Source organism: Sphingorhabdus sp. (assembly GCF_041737645.1).
Taxonomy (GTDB): Bacteria; Pseudomonadota; Alphaproteobacteria; order Sphingomonadales; family Sphingomonadaceae; genus Sphingorhabdus_B.
The window spans coordinates 1-17,435 of sequence record NZ_JBGSRI010000046.1 but is presented as its reverse complement, the minus strand read 5'-3'; the positions used below and the strand labels follow the sequence as shown (position 1 = coordinate 17,435).

General features: G+C 51.7%; 13 protein-coding genes and 1 other RNA gene. 11 read left to right on the top strand and 3 right to left on the bottom strand.

What is annotated here, in order from left to right:
* The first annotated feature begins 140 nt into the window (after positions 1 to 140).
* Positions 141 to 3,629 carry a TonB-dependent receptor domain-containing protein gene (locus ACEW72_RS07425; protein WP_373475745.1) on the top strand — a complete coding sequence of 1,163 codons (3,489 nt, stop codon included), beginning with the start codon at positions 141 to 143 and terminating at the stop codon, positions 3,627 to 3,629.
* 204 nt (positions 3,630 to 3,833) lie between these two features.
* The gene (locus tag ACEW72_RS07420; protein ID WP_373475744.1) at positions 3,834 to 7,247 is read left to right on the top strand and encodes a TonB-dependent receptor domain-containing protein; all 3,414 of its coding nucleotides are present in this window, start codon (positions 3,834 to 3,836) and stop codon (positions 7,245 to 7,247) included.
* A gap of 51 nt (positions 7,248 to 7,298) precedes the next feature.
* On the opposite strand, the gene mtgA is transcribed toward ACEW72_RS07420, so the two are convergent.
* The 3 genes from mtgA to ACEW72_RS07405 all read right to left on the bottom strand — a co-directional run bounded on the left by mtgA (position 7,299) and on the right by ACEW72_RS07405 (position 9,974).
* Positions 7,299 to 8,000 carry a monofunctional biosynthetic peptidoglycan transglycosylase gene (mtgA, locus tag ACEW72_RS07415; RefSeq protein WP_373475743.1) on the bottom strand — a complete coding sequence of 234 codons (702 nt, stop codon included), beginning with the start codon at positions 7,998 to 8,000 and terminating at the stop codon, positions 7,299 to 7,301.
* Positions 8,001 to 8,053: 53 nt separating this feature from the next.
* Positions 8,054 to 8,959 (bottom strand): RNA polymerase sigma factor RpoH, encoded by a 906-nt coding sequence (gene rpoH / locus ACEW72_RS07410; RefSeq protein WP_373475742.1) that lies wholly within the window; start codon positions 8,957 to 8,959, stop codon positions 8,054 to 8,056.
* Positions 8,960 to 9,032: 73 nt separating this feature from the next.
* Entirely contained in the window at positions 9,033 to 9,974 is a 942-nt protein-coding gene (locus ACEW72_RS07405) for an RluA family pseudouridine synthase (protein ID WP_373475741.1), read from the bottom strand.
* A gap of 16 nt (positions 9,975 to 9,990) precedes the next feature.
* Here ACEW72_RS07405 and ACEW72_RS07400 point away from each other — a divergent pair, with 16 nt between their 5' ends.
* From ACEW72_RS07400 to rnpB, 9 genes are all read left to right on the top strand, one after another.
* Positions 9,991 to 10,398, top strand: a complete 408-nt coding sequence (locus ACEW72_RS07400; RefSeq protein ID WP_373475740.1) for a Mov34/MPN/PAD-1 family protein — start codon at positions 9,991 to 9,993, stop codon at positions 10,396 to 10,398.
* Positions 10,399 to 10,456: 58 nt separating this feature from the next.
* On the top strand, positions 10,457 to 11,098 hold the full coding sequence (locus tag ACEW72_RS07395) for a histidine phosphotransferase family protein (RefSeq protein ID WP_373475739.1): 642 nt from the start codon (positions 10,457 to 10,459) through the stop codon (positions 11,096 to 11,098).
* Positions 11,099 to 11,184: 86 nt separating this feature from the next.
* Positions 11,185 to 13,560 carry a chemotaxis protein CheA gene (locus tag ACEW72_RS07390; RefSeq protein ID WP_373475738.1) on the top strand — a complete coding sequence of 792 codons (2,376 nt, stop codon included), beginning with the start codon at positions 11,185 to 11,187 and terminating at the stop codon, positions 13,558 to 13,560.
* Complete coding sequence (locus ACEW72_RS07385; RefSeq protein WP_373475737.1) at positions 13,560 to 13,994, top strand: chemotaxis protein CheW; 435 nt, start codon at positions 13,560 to 13,562, stop codon at positions 13,992 to 13,994. Before ACEW72_RS07390 ends, ACEW72_RS07385 begins: the two co-directional genes overlap by 1 nt.
* A gap of 96 nt (positions 13,995 to 14,090) precedes the next feature.
* Positions 14,091 to 14,456, top strand: a complete 366-nt coding sequence (locus tag ACEW72_RS07380) for a response regulator (RefSeq protein WP_373475736.1) — start codon at positions 14,091 to 14,093, stop codon at positions 14,454 to 14,456.
* A gap of 12 nt (positions 14,457 to 14,468) precedes the next feature.
* On the top strand, positions 14,469 to 15,554 hold the full coding sequence (gene cheB, locus ACEW72_RS07375; RefSeq protein ID WP_373475735.1) for a chemotaxis-specific protein-glutamate methyltransferase CheB: 1,086 nt from the start codon (positions 14,469 to 14,471) through the stop codon (positions 15,552 to 15,554).
* Between the two features lie 95 nt (positions 15,555 to 15,649).
* Entirely contained in the window at positions 15,650 to 16,414 is a 765-nt protein-coding gene (locus tag ACEW72_RS07370) for a protein-glutamate O-methyltransferase CheR (protein ID WP_373475734.1), read from the top strand.
* Positions 16,415 to 16,451: 37 nt separating this feature from the next.
* Positions 16,452 to 17,144, top strand: a complete 693-nt coding sequence (locus ACEW72_RS07365) for an N-acetylmuramoyl-L-alanine amidase (RefSeq protein WP_373475733.1) — start codon at positions 16,452 to 16,454, stop codon at positions 17,142 to 17,144.
* A 6-nt stretch (positions 17,145 to 17,150) separates the two neighbouring features.
* Positions 17,151 to 17,435, top strand: an RNA gene (gene rnpB / locus ACEW72_RS07360) — RNase P RNA component class A; the annotation flags it as partial.

Below are 17,435 nucleotides of genomic sequence, written 5' to 3'. Positions count from 1 at the left end.
GTGACTATAGCCTGATTAAACTGTCACATAATTGCAATTTTATGCTTTCATGGCGCAAACTATCAACTCCCCAATCGGCAAAATTCGTCACGCAAGATTCGAATAACCGAATGGATAATAAAATAATGGGAACCCAACACATGAAAATTCGTTATTATTTGGCTGCCAGCGCTGCTGCTTTGTCGACTGCGGCAATATTTGCCGTTCCTGCTTACGCGCAACAGATCACTTCCGGCATCGAGGGCACAGTGCTGAGCGAAGCGGGTGAGCCGGTTATCGGTGCAACCATCGAAGTAACAGATACGCGGACCGGAAATACTCGCAGCATCACCACCGGTTCGACTGGTTCATTTAACGCCACTGGCCTGACCGTAGGCGGTCCCTACACAGTTACCGTAATTGCTGATGGCTTCGAAGGTCAAACGATCGAAAATCTCGAAACCAGCCTTCAGGGCAATACAAGTTTGGCGTTCACATTAACCTCAGGCAGCGGTGAAATTGTTGTAACGGGTTCACGTGTTCGGGTCACGCAGCTTGCGGTTGGACCAGGCCAAAGCTTTACAAGTGAAGTGCTAGAAAACGCGCCTTCATTCAACCGGGATGTTCGCGATATCATCCGCATTGATCCGCGCGTAAGTTTGGATCGTGATGATACTGGATCGGGTCAAGACCGTATTTCATGCCTGGGCGGAAATGACCGCGGTAACGCATTTACCGTCGATGGTATCAGTCAAGGGGACGTCTATGGCCTGAATGATACGGGCTTTTCGTCGCGCAGCTCGACTCCGTTGCCATATGATGCCATTCGCGAAACGCAGGTTCAATTTGCACCATTCGATGTGGATTACGGCCAATTCACTGGATGCGCGATCAACGTTGTAACCAAGTCGGGAACCAACGATTACAAATTCGGTGCGTTTTACGAATATTCGGATAGCAATCTTCGCGCCGATAACGTGTTTGACAGATATTCGGGCCTCAGCCGCAATGTTGCACCAATACAAGCGGACAAGCGTTGGGGTGTGTATCTCGGCGGCCCAATCATCAAGGACAAGCTGTTCATTTTCGGGGCTTATGAAAACCAGAAGGCAGGTCAGTCGCAAGACGATGGGCCATCGGGTGCGGGTTATCCAAACAGCATTACTGGTGTCCCGGTAGCGGAATTCAATCGTATCAGTGAAATTTTGACCCGCGTTTACGGGATCGATACCGGCGAACTGGTGACCAACCGTCCGTTTACAAACAAGCGTTATTTTGCGCGTGCTGACTGGCAGATTACCGACGATCACCGGTTTGAGGCGACGTATCAGCGGCTTGAGGAAGCCACTACCCGGGCCGATGATTTTAGCAATTCCGCGACAAACCCGCGCGTAACTGGCGTCAATACTTTCTATTTGAGCGGAACCGAGTCCAACTATTATTCGGGGCGTCTTTATTCGCAGTGGAGTGATACATTTTCGACGGAGCTGCGTTATTCGCGGTCGGAGGTTCAGGACATACAGGACCCCGTTGGCGGCGGTGAAGCTCAATCGGATAGTCCGATCCCCACCATCATTGTCGGTATAACTAACGCCGATGGAACTTTTGGCCGTGTTCAGGCTGGACCCGGCTTTTCGCGTTCGGCGAATGATCTGCAAACTACGGTTGAACAATATCGGGCAGTCGGAAAACTCGATGCTGGTGATCATCAGATCAAGTTTGGCGCCGAAATCAATCGTGCGAACCTGTTTAACCTGTTCGTCCAGAATGCAAACGGGACTCTGGCTTTCCGCAATGCGGCGGATCTCGAAGCTGGCTTGCTGTCCACCGGCACAAGCACCAATCCAACTGCGCAACAGTTGGCAACCGGTGGTGCTGTTGGAGCTGCTGGAAATTTCTCTCCCACAGGTGATGTCAACGATTCGGCGGCTCAATTCAACCGCAGCATCTATTCGGTTTTTGTCCAAGACGATTGGCAGATTACTGACGCACTCAGCGTCGTCGGCGGTGTTCGCGCCGAATGGTATGATGGTGGTGCTCCGGAAGCTAATCCGCTTTTCATAAATCGTTATGGCTTCAGCAATGGCAACGGTTTCAGCAAACTACCTGTAACAGTTTTGCCACGTCTGGCCTTTACTTATGACTTGAACGATTTTGCTGTGTTCTCACGTGCGCAATTTCGTACAGGCGTAGGTATCTTTTCCGGTGGGGATCCGCTTGTCTGGTTTGGCAACGCCTTTCAGAATGACGGTAGCCTCGTTGGTGAAGGAACCACTCGATCGACTGGTTGCCCAACACCAACTACTACACCAATCGATGTGGTGACTGGTGGGACGTTTACGGGCGTTCCGACATGTATTCGCACCGCAGGATCTACTGAGGCTGCGCGTGGCCTGGGCGATACACAATCTATCGATCCAAATTTGAAGCAACCGACAGTGTTGCGCTTCAATGCAGGCTTCTCGTCGCAACTGAACTTTGCTGAATCTGGCTTCTTTAGCGGCTGGGATCTAACGCTTGATTATATTTACTCCAAGTATCGCAACCCATTCAATGTGGTAGACTTGGCAGCAACTCCAGCGACGGCGGCCGGACCCGGCGGAACGGCAATAGGGCTTAACGGTTTCACCATTGACGGACGTCCGATCTATCGCTCGATTGATCCGAGTGCGGTAGGTTGTACTGCCCGCCTTATCGATGTTTCGCCAACACCGACTTACTCAGGCGTAAATGCGCCATGTTTTGCCACCAGTCGCGATGACGAACTGATGCTGACAAATGCCGGCAGCTTCCGCAGCCATACGGCATCGTTCATCCTATCGAAGAATTTCGATGGCGGCATCTTTACCGAAGGCGGCTCGACTTTCTTCAATGTTGGCTATTCATTCTCGGACAGCCAGGATCGCCGCGCTTTGTACAATTCGACCGCCGGATCGAATTACGACCAATCTGCAGCGGCCGATCGGCAGAACCCGGCGGCTTCGCGCGGTTTCTATAACAGCCGTCACAACTTCACCTTGAACACCAGCTTCAAGGAAGAGTTTTTCGGTGATTATGCAACTCGCTTCGGGTTTACGTTTGTGGCTCGCTCAGGCCGTCCATACAGCCTGACCTTCAGCGGCGGCAGCGTCTTCGGCGATAGTGTTTCGGGGACTGAAAATGCCCTCGTTTATCTGCCTACAGGCATTACTGATCCCAATGTTTCGCCAAGTTCAAATCTGGTAGCGGTGCAGGGTCTTGCTGATTTTGGCAATTCACTCAAATGTGCGCGCAAATATTTGGGCCAAACGATTGCTCGCAATACTTGCTCAAATGACTGGTATTACGATCTCGACCTTTCTTTCTCTCAGGAAATTCCAGGTCCCGGTCGTCTCTTTGGGCGGGAAGACAAGCTGAAGCTTTTTGCAAGCTTCGACAACTTCCTGAACTTGCTGGACCCTAGCTGGAATATCCAACGCCGACGTGATTTTGCGGGTCGTCAAGATATCGCAGCAATTAGCGGGATCGATACTCAGGGGCGTTACATCATTACCGGATTTACCGCCAATAACCTGAATTCGGAAGGTGTCCGGGATTTTGACGCAGATAATTTCATCAACACTTCTTCGTCGGTATGGCGTTTAAAGGTCGGAGTAAGCTACGACTTTTGATTTCTCATAACATAAAGTAGTCAAAGGCGGGGCTTCGGCTCCGCCTTTTTTGTTATACGCGCCAACAGCTTAGTCGTTACAATTGTCATATAACTGACATTATTTGTGTCCAATGGGGGCGCGTTACGATCACTCAATTCGCACGGATCCGTCACGCTAGATGCGGAACTTGCGGCAGACCAAAAGTATTGAGGATCTAAATATATGCAACTTCGTTATTTTTTGGCCGCCAGTGCTGCGGCCCTTTCGATTGCGTCTGTCGTTGCCGTTCCTGCTTATGCCCAGCAAATCACCTCGGGTATTGACGGAACCGTATCCGATGCAAGCGGCAACGCGATTTCGAACGCGGCCGTTACCGTAACCGACACCCGGACCGGCAGTGAACGTGTTCTAACGTCTGACGGCAGCGGCGGTTTTCGCGTCGGGAACCTGGTCACCGGCGGCCCTTATGTCGTCACGGTCAAGGCCGATGGTTTTGAAGGGCAAACGGTCGAAAATGTAAGCATTAACCTGCAGGGCAATACATCATTTGCGTTTGAACTCGCATCCAGCGACAGCGGTGACGTTATTGTCGTTTCCGGTTCGCGCGCGAATGTGTCGCAGCGTGCCGTTGGACCTGGAACATCCTACAATCTGGAGACGTTGGAAGGTTTCCCCTCCATCACGCGCGATGTCCGCGACATAATCCGCCTTGATCCTCGCGTTAGCCTTGACCGCGATAACGAAGTTGACCGGATCAGCTGCCTTGGCGGCAACGATCGTGGAAATACCTTTACCGTCGATGGCGTTGTGCAAGCGGATGTGTTCGGGTTGAACGGGACACCTTTTGCTGCCCGTAACGCGCTGCCGCTTCCATTTGATGTTATCCGTGAGACTTCGGTCGAGTTCGCGCCGTTCGACGTGGAATATTCAGACTTCACCGGCTGTGCAGTGAACGTTGTCACAAAATCGGGCCAGAACAAATTCCATGGTTCTGCCTTTTTCACATTCACAAACGAGGATTTGCGTGGTGATACCGCTGGCGAGGCCGCGTCCATCGTTGCTCCGTTCAAAGAAAAGCGCTGGGGCGCTACGCTGGGCGGTCCAATCATTCAGGATCGCTTGTTCTTCTATGCGGGCTATGAAGAAACCGATGACGCCGATGCCAATGAATTTGGTCCAGCAGGGGCCGGTTTTGCCAACTCCGCCAACTTCGTAACACAGGCGCAATTTGACCGGTTCGCGCAAATTGCAAACGATGTCTACGGACAGGATACCGGCGGCTATCCAACGTCTTTGCCACAATCAAGCGTGCGATATTTCGGTCGCCTCGATGCGTTCATTACCGATGGGCAGCGTCTTGAAATGACCTATCAGCGGTTGGAAGAGAATAATGTCGAATCGGATTTCGGAACATCAAATCTTACCGGCCTGAACAGCTTCGAAGCCGAAGGTACAATTTCCGATTATTATTCGGTGCGCCTCTATTCCGATTGGACCGACCGGATTTCAACCGAGCTTCGTCTGTCACGGGCCGAAGTAGGTGACGTTCAGGGGCCCGTCGGTGGCGGCGAAGCCCAGTCGGGTAGCCCGATCGTGCGTCTCGCGGTGGCGGTTCCGACCGTTGCCGGACAAACATCGCAGGTAGGCTTGCTTTCGACCGGCCCTGGAATTTTCCGGTCCGCCAACCAGCTCGATACCAAAGTTGACCAAGCGCGCTTCGTCATGAATCTTGACGCCGATGATCACCAGATCAAAATCGGGGCGGAATATAACGACCTAGAAGTGTTCAACCTGTTTGCCGTCAATGCAACTGGCACCCTGTTTTTCAGCAGTTTGGACAATTTTGAACAAGGCATATTGAGCGATGGCAGCACGACGTTCGCCAACAATGCACAAGTTTTGAGCGGTGCATCTGTTGGAGCCGAAATCAATGCGACGCCGACCGGTGACATCAATGAAGCCGCCGCGCTCTTCAGTCGTCAGATCTACTCTTTCTTCGCACAAGATGATTGGCAGGCGACTGACCGGCTCAGCGTAACGGCGGGTGTACGCATTCAACTTTACGATGGCGATGCGCCGCGTGCGAACCCGACCTTCCTCGCGCGCTACGGTTTTACGAATGCGAACCCGTTTAGCCGCATCGACCCGGTCATCTTGCCGCGTTTTTCGGCTACGTATGACTTTGACGATGCAGGCTTTTTTAACCGATCAAAACTAACCGGCGGCGTTGGCATATTTGCAGGCGGTGACCCCGTGGTGTATTTTTCCAACGCGTTTTCGAATAACGGCTTTTCGACCGGATTTGGCGCGCTGAACAATGCGACTTGTGCAGCGGTTAATGCGCCAGCCGGACCTGTCGACGTTGTTGTCGGCGGACAGTTTGCCGGCTTCCCCGACTGTGCACGTCAAGCGGGATCGGATCAGGCCGCACGCGGACTGGCCGACTTGCAGTCGACCGATCCAAATTTCAAAAACCCGACTGTATTGCGGGCAAATCTGGGTTTTGAAACCAATTTGCGTGACGGCGAAGGCTTCTTTTCAGGTTGGAACCTGAAACTCGATTACATCTATTCGAAATTCAGGAACACACTGAACTTTGTGGATCTGTCGCAGATTCCAAACCCAGCACTTGGCCTTAGCGGGTTTACGGTCGATGGTCGTCCGATCTACCGTGCCATTGACCCGACAGCCACGGGCTGCACGGCGCAACTGCAAGGTACAGGCGGCACCCCGCCTGTGTTTACCGGGGTTTCGGCCGCGTGCTTTGCAACAAGCCGCGATGATGAAATCCAGCTTACCAACGGCCCATCGTACAGCAGCCATGTCGCGTCTTTCGCGCTGTCCAAGCGCTTTGACAGGGGCATGTTTACCGATGGCGGCAGCCTCAACATCGCGCTGGGATATGCGTTTACAGATTCGAACGATGCCCGCAACAACGGCAGTGCAACCGCAACGTCGAGTTACGATATCACCGCTGCGTTCGATCGGCAGGCGCCTGACGTATCGACGGCCTTGACCGAAAGCCGTCATAACTTCACCCTTGCGCTGAACTTGAAAGAGCAGTTTTTTGGTGAATATGACACTTCGATGGGGCTATTTTTCTCGGCGCGTTCAGGCCGCCCGTACAGCTTGACCTTCAACAACGGGGCCATCTTTAACGATTCGGCATCCGGCGTTGATAACGCACTCCTTTACATTCCGACGGGTATTACCGACCCTAACATTTCCCCAACTTCAAACGCAGCCGCGGTCACGTCGCTGTTGAACTATCTTGACACAACAAATTGCAAATTCACACCCGGTCAATCGATCAAACGGAACAGTTGCGTCAACGATACGGTGTTTGATCTAGATCTTCGGTTCAGCCAGGAACTGCCAGGGCCTGGCCGGTTATTTGGTGTGGAAGACAAATTGGAACTCTTCGCCGATTTCGATAATTTCCTGAACTTTATCGACAGCAGTGAAAATGTGTTCCGGCGCCGTGGCGGAAGTGCAGGTCTTGTGACTTTGGTCGATGGCGGTGTGGACACGCAGGGCCGTTACATCATCAGCAATTTCAATCCGGACGATGATAATAGCATCGGTTTCTCGTCATCGGTATGGCGTATCCAGCTTGGTGTTCGCTACAAATTCTGATGTCTGGTGAGGATCGAATGAGAAAAGGGCGGGGTTTCGGCTCCGCCCCTTTCATTTGTAGATGCAGCTATCCAGCCGATCGCGCTTTACCACACGGATGCGGGCGGCGATGCTGTTGCCGTAGCGGCGGGTGAATCCGCCAACGCCGTTTACGGCGCGTTTTTTGGGCAACGGGAATATGGCGGCAAGCCGCGCCGCCTCGATACGGGTCAAGTCTTTCGCGCTCTTCTTGTAATAACGTTGCGCTCCGGCTTCGGCGCCATAAGTGCCAATGCCTGTTTCCGCGACGTTCAGATATACTTCCATGATGCGGCGTTTGCCCCAAATGGTTTCGATCAGAAATGTGAAATACACCTCCGGCACCTTGCGTAGGTAACGGGTCCAGCCGCTGCCTTGCCAGAGAAAGACATTTTTCGCGGTTTGCTGGCTGATTGTTGATCCGCCCCGCATCCGTCCGCCGCTTTTGTTGCGTTGAAGGGCCTGTTCAATCGCTTCGCGGTCAAACCCGTCATGGCTGCAGAATTTGCCATCTTCGGCTGCGATGACGGCACGCACCAGATTGGGGGAGATATTGGACAGTCGCGTCCAATCACGGGTCGCCCCGTTGCTGTCGAACAGCATAGTGAGGGTAGTTGGCACCGGGACAACGGCGTATATCGCGGTCAACGCGACGCTGCCGATCACGAAATATAGCAACCATTTGAAGGTATAGCGAAAGAAACGGGCAGAAAACGAGCGCTTCGGTTTGATCATCGATCAAAGCTAGCGCAGCGCAATCCGCCCGTCACCTATTTTTGCATTTCGTGCTAATTGGCCAGGATTAAACGCTTTTCGCCCGCAATACGCATCATCGCTTTTTGCAGTTTTTCAAAAGCGCGCACCTCAATCTGGCGTACGCGTTCACGGCTGACGCTATAGGTCTGGCTTAATTCTTCGAGCGTTTTAGGCTCGTCGATCAAACGCCGCTCCGTCAAAATATGCTTTTCGCGGTCGTTCAGGCTGTCGAGCGCCTCGGAAAGCATTGCATGCCGCATATCGCCTTCCTGCGCGTCGGCAACACGTTCATCCTGCAACGGCTCATTATCGACAAGCCAATCCTGCCACTGCCCATCGCCGTCTTCACGCATGGGCACATTCAGCGACGTATCGCCGCCCATTGCCATCCGACGGTTCATGTTGTGCACTTCTTCTTCCGATACGCCCAGATCGGTCGCAATCTTAGCAACGGCTTCAGGATTCAGGTCACCATCTTCAAAGGCTTGAAGGTTGTTCTTCATCCGGCGAAGGTTGAAAAACAGTTTCTTCTGCGCGGCGGTGGTGCCGATTTTCACCAGGCTCCAGCTTCGCAGAATAAATTCCTGCATCGATGCGCGAATCCACCACATTGCATAAGTCGCAAGGCGGAAGCCGCGGTCGGGATCGAATTTCTTTACGCCCTGCATCAACCCGATATTACCTTCGGAAATCAGCTCGGAGACCGGCAGGCCGTAGCCGCGATATCCCATAGCGATTTTCGAAACGAGGCGCAGGTGCGAAGTGACCAGCTGCTCCGCAGCTTTCGAGTCACCATGTTCCTGATAGCGCTTGGCAAGCATATATTCTTGCTCTGGCTTCAGAACCGGAAACTTCCGTATTTCACTCAAATAACGGTTAAGGCTTGCATCCCCCCCAAGAGCAGGGATCGTAGCCGGAACATTCTTACGATCAGACATTTTTCTCTCTTTCAGTTTTGCCTGCGAGCGGGCCTCATCAAGCACCCGATAGCAAGCGTTCCCTATCAAAATCTTATAGCCGAAGTTGACTTAACAGAAGCTGCATATCTTCTGGTAAACTGCTTTCGAACAATAAAGTTTCTCCAGACATCGGATGAATAAACCCCAGCGACGCGGCGTGCAATGCCTGTCTGTCGAATTTGGACTGATTTTGTCCGATTTTGTATGGGTTTTGTCGATTAGAATAAACGGAATCGCCGATTAAGGGGTGCCCTAGATGCGCCATGTGCACGCGAACCTGATGCGTGCGGCCTGTCTCAAGCGTGCATTCAACTAATGATGTTTTCGCAAAGGCTTCACATAAGCGATAGTGTGTAACCGCATGTTTTCCTTTGTTTTCGGGCAGAACCGCCATTTTTTTGCGGTTTGTCGTCGACCGGCCGATCTGGGTTCGTACTGTTCCTGCTGGCGGTGCGGGTACGCCACTGACAATCGCATAATAGCGACGCTCGATGTCATGGGCGGCGAATAATTTGGCGAGACCTTCATGTGCCGCATCGCTTTTGGCCACGACCAGAAGGCCGGATGTATCCTTGTCGATTCGATGCACAATCCCGGGGCGTTCGACGCCGCCGATTCCCGATAATTGTCCTTTACAATGGTGCAGCAAAGCATTGACTAAGGTTCCGTCGTAATGACCTGCCGCTGGATGAACGACCAATCCTGAAGGTTTATCAACGACCACAAGATGTTCATCTTCAAAAACAATATCTAACGGGATTTCCTGCGCTTGGGCTTTATCTGGACGAGGGCTGGGAACAGACAGTTCAAAGTTATGACCGGTATATTTCTTCGAGGCTGCATCATTGGCTGCCTTGCCCTCTATACGAAGTGCATCTTCGGCAATTAAGCCTTGAATGCGGGCGCGCGAAAATTGGGGCAGGGCATTTGCCAGAGCGCTGTCGAGACGCCCATCGCCTAAGACACCTGAAAAAATGGTATTTTCATCACGCATGGCTTAGACATGGGTGATGCCGTTACGAATATCAAGAAAGCATGTTAGCGATTTGCTCCGGTGGGCGGAAGACGCCGGAAATAAGGAGTGCTGCGGCCTTTTGATGGGGCGCAACAATTACGTGTCCGAAGTTGAATTATGCGAAAATGTGGCAGTTCATCCCGAAACGCATTTTGAAATAGGCGCAGCGGTTCTGCTTTCCCGCCACAAGCTGGCGCGGGAAGACGGGTCGCCGATTCTGGGATATTTCCATTCACATCCCAACGGGCTCGCACAGCCTTCTTCAGCCGATTTAGAAAATGCAGCTGCGGATGACCGTTTTTGGGTGATTATTGCTGGAGCCAACGTAACTGCGTGGCAACCCAAAGCCAAGGGGCAACGCGTAGTTGAATTTGAATCCATTCCCATCCTAGTCGAGGGTTGAATCCGCTTGAAACAACGTCCATGAGCGCTTCATCGAGCTAAATCTGGGGATTATTTCAATGATGGAGTCTGAGGTAGACCTTGCAAGCCTTTTATGTTCACGGCTGTGCCACGATTTGTTGAGTCCAGTGGGTGCGATGAATAATGGTCTGGAACTATTGGCTGACGAACACGACCCTGAAATGCGGCAGCGCTGCATGGATTTGTTGGCCGAAAGCGCAAAGTCTGCGGCAGACAAGTTGAAATTTTTTCGCCTCGCATTCGGAGCCGCAGGTGGTTTTGGTTCAGAAGTTGACCCGGCTGACGCAAAGGCGGTTATTGAACCGTTGGTAACGGCCAGTGGTCGCACGACTCTCGACTGGGCTGTGCCGCCGGCGTTCATGCCCAAGCGTGCCATTAAAATCCTCCTCAATCTTGTTCTTCTCGCCAATGATGCACTTGTTCGGGGAGGCACGCTTTTCGTTGGCACGGAAAGCCGCGAAGGCGAGCATGAAATTGTGATCCGTGCCAGCGGACCCAAAATTGTTATGGACGAAGCGATCCGTGCGACACTGGCGGGAAATCTGGATGCGTCATTAGTTGATTCGCGTAACGCGGCGGCATGGATGGCCCGTAATCTGGCGATCCGCGGCGGTGGCGTAGTTCAACTCGCTGAACCGGATCCCGAACATCTTATAATTGGAGCATTAATTCGCACTTGATGCCCTATAGTATGAGCAGCCGCGTAAACGGCATTTTAACCATATGACGTCACATTTGGGGCTCCCGATATCGAGGCCTCTGGTACATGGACGATCTACTTGACGATTTCATCGCTGAAACGCGCGAAACGCTGGAGGCGCTGTCGGGGCAACTGGTTCAATGGGAGAAAAACCCGCAAGACCGCACGCTAATCGACGGCGTTTTCCGATTTGTGCACACTGTAAAAGGCAGTTGTGGCTTCCTTGATCTGCCCCGGCTCTTGCGGCTTAGCCATGCCGCAGAGGATGTATTAAGTAGCGCCCGAGAAGGGCAAATCATTGCCTCAACACAGCTGGTTACTAAGATATTAGCAGTGGTTGACCGCATCGCGGCGTTGACCGACGCTCTGGAAACCGGAAGTACGTTGTTCGACAACGATGGTGATTTAATCGAAGAAATGCTGGCGTTTCTCCCCAAAGATGATGGTGGTATAAGCCAGAACTCTGAAGCGGGCGGGGTCTTCGACTTCGAAAATGAACACAGTAGCGATAACATAAAATCGAAAGCGCGAACGGTTCGGGTTTCACTGAACCTGCTCGATAGGCTGATGAATGGCGTTTCAGACATGGTGCTGGCGAGAAACGAGGTGTCACGACAGCTTAGAAAATCCCAAGCCGAAGCGGATGTTGATCTCGCTTTTGGGCGCTTGTCCGCCTCGGTTGCGGAAATGCGCGATACGGTCGGTTTGATGCGGATGCAGAATATTGACCGGCTATTTTCTTCGTTGCCGCGCTTGCTGCGCGATATTTCGCTTGAGCTTGGTAAAGAAGTGGATTTGCGGATCGATGGCAGCGAAGTTGAAGTCGACCGCGAAATGGTAGAGGCTCTGCGCGATCCGCTTACGCATATTTTAAGAAATGCGGTCGACCATGGTATCGAAACCGTTGTGGAAAGATTAGCCGCAGGAAAGCATCCGGTGGGCCAAATTCATATTGTTGCCAGACAATCTGGCAATCAGATTTTGATCGAAATAATGGATAACGGTCGTGGCATTGATTTGGAGCAACTTGGCAGTCGTGCTGTTACTTCAAAAATAGTCACCGCGGCCGAATGGCAAACATTGACCGAGAAGGCACAGCTCAACACCATTTTTGTTCCTGGCCTGTCGACAGCAAAACAGGTTACCGCGATTTCGGGCCGTGGTGTCGGTATGGATATAGTCAAAAGCAATTTGCAAGCCATCGGTGGCACGGTGGATTTGGAAAATTCGGTCGGCCAGGGCTTGAAAATGACATTGCGACTGCCGCTGACATTGTCGATTATCGCCGGCCTTTCGATAAAGGCTGGTGACCAATTTTTTGGTGTATCGCGCAATTCGGTTGTGGAAATTTTGTCCTCGACCAACAAAAATGTGAAAATCGATGATTTGGGAGGGGTAAGCGTCGCGCATATTCGCGGCAAGCGCTATCCTTATGCCAAGTTGGAGGAATTGCTCGGTATTGAAGGAGGTGAAAATCCTGTTTCGGCCAACAGAACGTTAATTGTAATTCGGCCAGCCATTGGGCGGGTATATGTGCTCGACGTCGAAAGCGTAATCGACAATGAAGAGCTCGTAGTGAAGCCTGGGGCGCCGATCATCATGGCAACGGGCCTATACGCCGGAACAACTTTACCTGACAATGGCCGGCCGATGCTCTTGCTCGACGCCAGTGGTTTGGGGGAGGCGATTGGGGTCGAGCAGGAGCCGGACAATGTCGCAACTAGTGCAGATGAAACAGCACAGCAGGTTGCAAAGCGGCCTTCCGCCTTGCTTTATATCGCAACCGACGGCGTCAAACGCGCAATCAGATTAAACGTCGTTGACCGTATAGAGGATGTTGACGTTGCTGATATTACATATGTTGGCGGTAAAATGCGGGCGCGTGTCGACGGGAAACTATACGATATTTGCGAATTGGCCATATTGCCCGACGACGGCCAGATAAAATTACTGCGCCTCAACGATGGGCAAACTACGAAGTTTCTGGCGGTTGAAGACGTTTTGGACATCTTCACACTGGATGGAGAAATTTACCCCAGTGCACAGCCAGAAATTTTTGAAGGCGTCGTTATGACGCAGGATCAAAGCGTTGAGCTGATCAATATTTTTCAATATTTTGAATTACAAGCCGATGTCGGATTTTCACCCAAAAACAGGCCATTGTGTTTTATCGGATGCGATGGGGATGCTGAATGGGAAAGGCGGATTTTGGCTCCGCTGCTAACGGCGTCGGGTTACGTCGTCAGCTTTGACGATGCGGACCGGAACGATGCTGCTATTGTCCTTTGCCGAGACGATGGCAGCGAAGACCGGGATGATTCCAGAATATTGCATTTGCGAGAGAATTTGGTTCCCTCGACAGTCGCAACATCAAGCATATACCGTTACGACAGAACCGGGTTGCTGTCTGCTATTCAATCCAAATTGGCAGGGGCTGCGTAATGGCCGAACTTTACCTAATTGCCTACATCGACGGTTGCCGTGTTGCGATAAATAGCGGGCGCATTGAATCCATAGTTCAAATACCCGAGATCATTTTCGTACCTCGCGCTGATCCGTCAATCGCGGGTCTCTTCGCCTTGCGAAGCAGGGTGCTAACCTTGATCGATAGTCAATATTCCGTAACCGGAAACCGGCAACAATTGGCAAAAGGCTGCCTCGCTGTCGTAGTTGAAATCTCCGGTCATCATTATGGCTTCGCGGTGGACAAAGTTGAAGACGTGGTCTCGATCTCGGATGAAGTAGTCCAGAAATCGATCAATCCGTCCGCAAAATGGAGACCAATCATTTCGGACATAGCTCAGGTTGGCGAACATTTGGTAATGATCCTCGATCCTGCCAAAATGGTGCAGTGCGATCAGCTAATGGCGGCTTGAAAATTACAAAAAGAATTAGTGAAATCCACAAATTAACGTGTCGATAACAACAGCAGTTTAGGCTCCGGTCCGGACCAAAATGAAAGTGAATGTTTGATGAGAACGTGTTTGATCGTTGATGACAGCAAAGTGATCCGAAAAGTCGCCCGCCACATCCTTGAAACCATGCAATTCGATGTGGCGGAAGCTGCTGACGGTAAAGAGGCTCTGGATCATTGCAGTGGAACGACGCCTGACGTCATTTTGCTAGACTGGAACATGCCGGTGATGAGCGGAATGGACTTTCTGCGCGCTTACCGTTCAACATTAGATTCGACCAAGGCGAAGGTGATATTCTGCACAACGGAAAATGGTGTTGACCACATAAAGGCGGCGATTGATGCCGGTGCTGATGAATATGTGATGAAGCCATTTGACCGGGAAACATTGGAAGCCAAGTTGCAAATCGTCGGCTGCCTATAAAAGAGTTATTTAGTGACAACCACACAACCCATAACACGCCCGGTGCCAGAACATGAAGTTGCACCAATCCGCGTAATGCTTGTGGATGACAGTGTAGTTGCGCGATCGATATTTGCCCGCGTGCTTGAACAACATCAAAGTATCGAAATTGTTTGTGAGGCAGCGGATAGCGAAACTGCGTTGGCGCAACTCATTTACAATGATGTCGATATCATTTTGCTAGATATTGAAATGCCCAAGCGATCCGGTCTTGATGCTTTGCCCGATATATTGGTCAGGTCGAAAGGTGCGCGCGTTCTGGTGGTGTCGTCCTTTGCCGAAGAAAATGGTACTGCTGCGCTTAATGCATTGTCGCTAGGTGCGTGTGATACGCTCGCAAAGCCCGGGAAATCAGGGTTTTCGGGAAAATTTTCGGAAATTTTGATCGATAAAGTCGTTCGTTTGGGCCGTTCGCGACGCAACTTCCGTCACAGTGACGTGGGCGCGCCTGTAAAACTGGCTTTAGAATGTCAGAAGCTGGACCGTCCGGATTGTATTGCTATTGGAGCCTCCACAGGCGGAATACCGCCAATTTATGAAATTATCCGCAACTTGGCGCCTGATCTTGATTGCCCGATTTTCATTACACAACATTTGCCTCACGCGTTTATGAGCTTTTTTGCCCGTCAGTTGGCCGGATTGACAGAGCGCGCTGTGTCAGTCGCAGAATCCAGAGAGGTCGTTCAAAAGAACCATATTTACATCGCTCCTGGTGATGCCCATCTCATTTGCCGTCGGGAAAATAACAGCATTATTCTTGATCGTTTGGACCATTTTTCGGAAAGTCGATATTGCCCGTCTGTCGATGCGATGTTCAGGTCGGTTGCCGGTGTTTATGGCACAGGTTGCATGGGCATAGTTTTTAGCGGCATGGGTAATGACGGCGCTAGTGGCGCTTCTGACATCTTTGCAGCGGGCGGAACGACATTGGTGCAAGATATCGATTCATCGGTTGTGTGGGGTATGCCAGGGGCCGTTGCAAAGGCCGGATGTGCCAGTGCGATATTATCACCTGTACAAATGACGGAATTGCTTGGACGCATTGCGAAATCAGCATGACAATATTGCAGTCTAAGACATATTCAATTTTGTCAGCTTTGCTGGAAAAGCACACTGGGCAGACATTATTGGCTAACCGTCATTGGCGCATTGATATGGCCCTGAAACCATTGATGCGCGAAAATTCCATCCCCGACCTTGATACATTAATTGCGCTTATTGAAATAGATGCTGATCCAAAACTGACCAGTTTATGTGTCGAAGCGATGATCAACAATGAAACCTGCTTTTTCCGGGATCAGGCAAACTTTGCGCTACTCACCGGGCCGGTTCTGGATATGTTACGTGAACATCGGATGGGGACGAAAAAGCTACGGATATGGTCAGCTGCTTGCTCAACAGGACAAGAACCATATTCGCTGGCGATGTCCTTTAGTGAAAACGCCGAAAAATGGCGGGGTTGGAACATCCAGATTTTTGCAACCGATGTGTCGGCTTCTGCTTTGGCACAGGCCCGAGCTGGCCGTTATTCTCAATTTGAAATTCAACGCGGCCTACCGGTAATGCAGATGCTGCGTTATTTTGAACAAAATGGCGAAGACTGGTTTGCGAAAGAACCTTTACGGCGTGCTGTGACATTTGCCGAACATAATATGCTGCAACCTGCACCGCATTTCGGGAAATTCGACGCTATATTGTGCCGCAATATGCTGATGTATCTTGGTGAGCAGAAACGCACAGAGGTTTTGGATGCGATAGGAACGCGGATTGCAGATGACGGGCTTTTGATGTTGGGTGCGGCGGAAACGGTCATTGGGCAAACCCAAAACTTTAAGGCCAGTCAGGAGTTTCGGGGATTTTATGAGCCGATGAGCCGGGCCACTTCACAACAAGAGTCTGTCCATCGGATTTTCGGCTAATATTGCAATAACATCGCGCTCTGCTTATGGTCGTGCGATGACCATGATCTGGACTCCTTCGCCCAACTTTGGGGAGCGCACGCTACCCATCAATATGCTGATTTTGCATTACACCGGAATGCAGTCGGGCGCAGCGGCAATCGACTGGCTGGCAAACCCGGCTTCAAAAGTTTCGGCCCATTATGTCGTCGATGAGGACGGACAGGTTGTTTATATGGTCCGCGAAGAGCAACGGGCTCAACATGCAGGCCTTTCTTATTGGCGCGGCATTACCGATTGTAATAGCGCTAGCATTGGTATCGAAATCGTAAATCCGGGGCATGAATTCGGCTATCGCCCGTTCCCCGAAGCGCAGATGGATTCGGTTACGCGGCTTGTCGCCGAACTTGTCAAAACTTATAATATCAAGCCTCGTAACGTCGTGGGGCACAGCGACGTTGCTCCGGCCCGTAAAGAAGATCCGGGCGAGCTTTTCGATTGGGGGCGTTTGGCCAAGCTTGGCTTTGCCGTGCCGCGTCCGATCGAAAAATTGGTCGATCCTGGCTGGACAGATGCCGCATTCCTGCTTGCGCTGGAACGATATGGCTATGGTGTCGCTGATGGACGTGCCGCCGTGGTCGCTTTTCAGCGTCGTTTTCGGCAAGAAAATATCGACGGCGTGATCGACGGCGAATGCCGTGCGATATTATGGAGCCTGCTCTTGGCCTATGAAGGTGGGGGTGCTACATAGGTTGGGCCAGAGGGTTGGGCGACCGCCGCTTCACGGGTAACTGTGTCGGGGAGGAAAGTCCGGGCTCCAGCGAGGAACGGTGCCGGATAACGTCCGGCTGAGGAAACTCAAGGGAAAGTGCCACAGAAATCATACCCCCGTATTTCGATACGGTAAGGTCGAAATGGTGCGGTAAGAGCGCACCGCGTTGCTGGTAACAGGAACGGCACGGCAAACCCCACCGGGAGCAAAACCGAATAGGGGCGGCACATGGCATCCTCCTGCCAGTCGCCCGGGTTGGTTGCATGAGCG

Coding starts and splice junctions, on each gene's coding strand:
- ACEW72_RS07425 (WP_373475745.1), top strand. CDS start 141: ATGAAAATTCGTTATTATTTGGCTGCCAGCGCTGCTGCTTTGTCGACT.
- ACEW72_RS07420 (WP_373475744.1), top strand. CDS start 3,834: ATGCAACTTCGTTATTTTTTGGCCGCCAGTGCTGCGGCCCTTTCGATT.
- mtgA (WP_373475743.1), bottom strand. CDS start 8,000: ATGATCAAACCGAAGCGCTCGTTTTCTGCCCGTTTCTTTCGCTATACC.
- rpoH (WP_373475742.1), bottom strand. CDS start 8,959: ATGTCTGATCGTAAGAATGTTCCGGCTACGATCCCTGCTCTTGGGGGG.
- ACEW72_RS07405 (WP_373475741.1), bottom strand. CDS start 9,974: ATGCGTGATGAAAATACCATTTTTTCAGGTGTCTTAGGCGATGGGCGT.
- ACEW72_RS07400 (WP_373475740.1), top strand. CDS start 9,991: ATGCCGTTACGAATATCAAGAAAGCATGTTAGCGATTTGCTCCGGTGG.
- ACEW72_RS07395 (WP_373475739.1), top strand. CDS start 10,457: ATGATGGAGTCTGAGGTAGACCTTGCAAGCCTTTTATGTTCACGGCTG.
- ACEW72_RS07390 (WP_373475738.1), top strand. CDS start 11,185: ATGGACGATCTACTTGACGATTTCATCGCTGAAACGCGCGAAACGCTG.
- ACEW72_RS07385 (WP_373475737.1), top strand. CDS start 13,560: ATGGCCGAACTTTACCTAATTGCCTACATCGACGGTTGCCGTGTTGCG.
- ACEW72_RS07380 (WP_373475736.1), top strand. CDS start 14,091: ATGAGAACGTGTTTGATCGTTGATGACAGCAAAGTGATCCGAAAAGTC.
- ACEW72_RS07370 (WP_373475734.1), top strand. CDS start 15,650: ATGGCCCTGAAACCATTGATGCGCGAAAATTCCATCCCCGACCTTGAT.
- ACEW72_RS07365 (WP_373475733.1), top strand. CDS start 16,452: ATGACCATGATCTGGACTCCTTCGCCCAACTTTGGGGAGCGCACGCTA.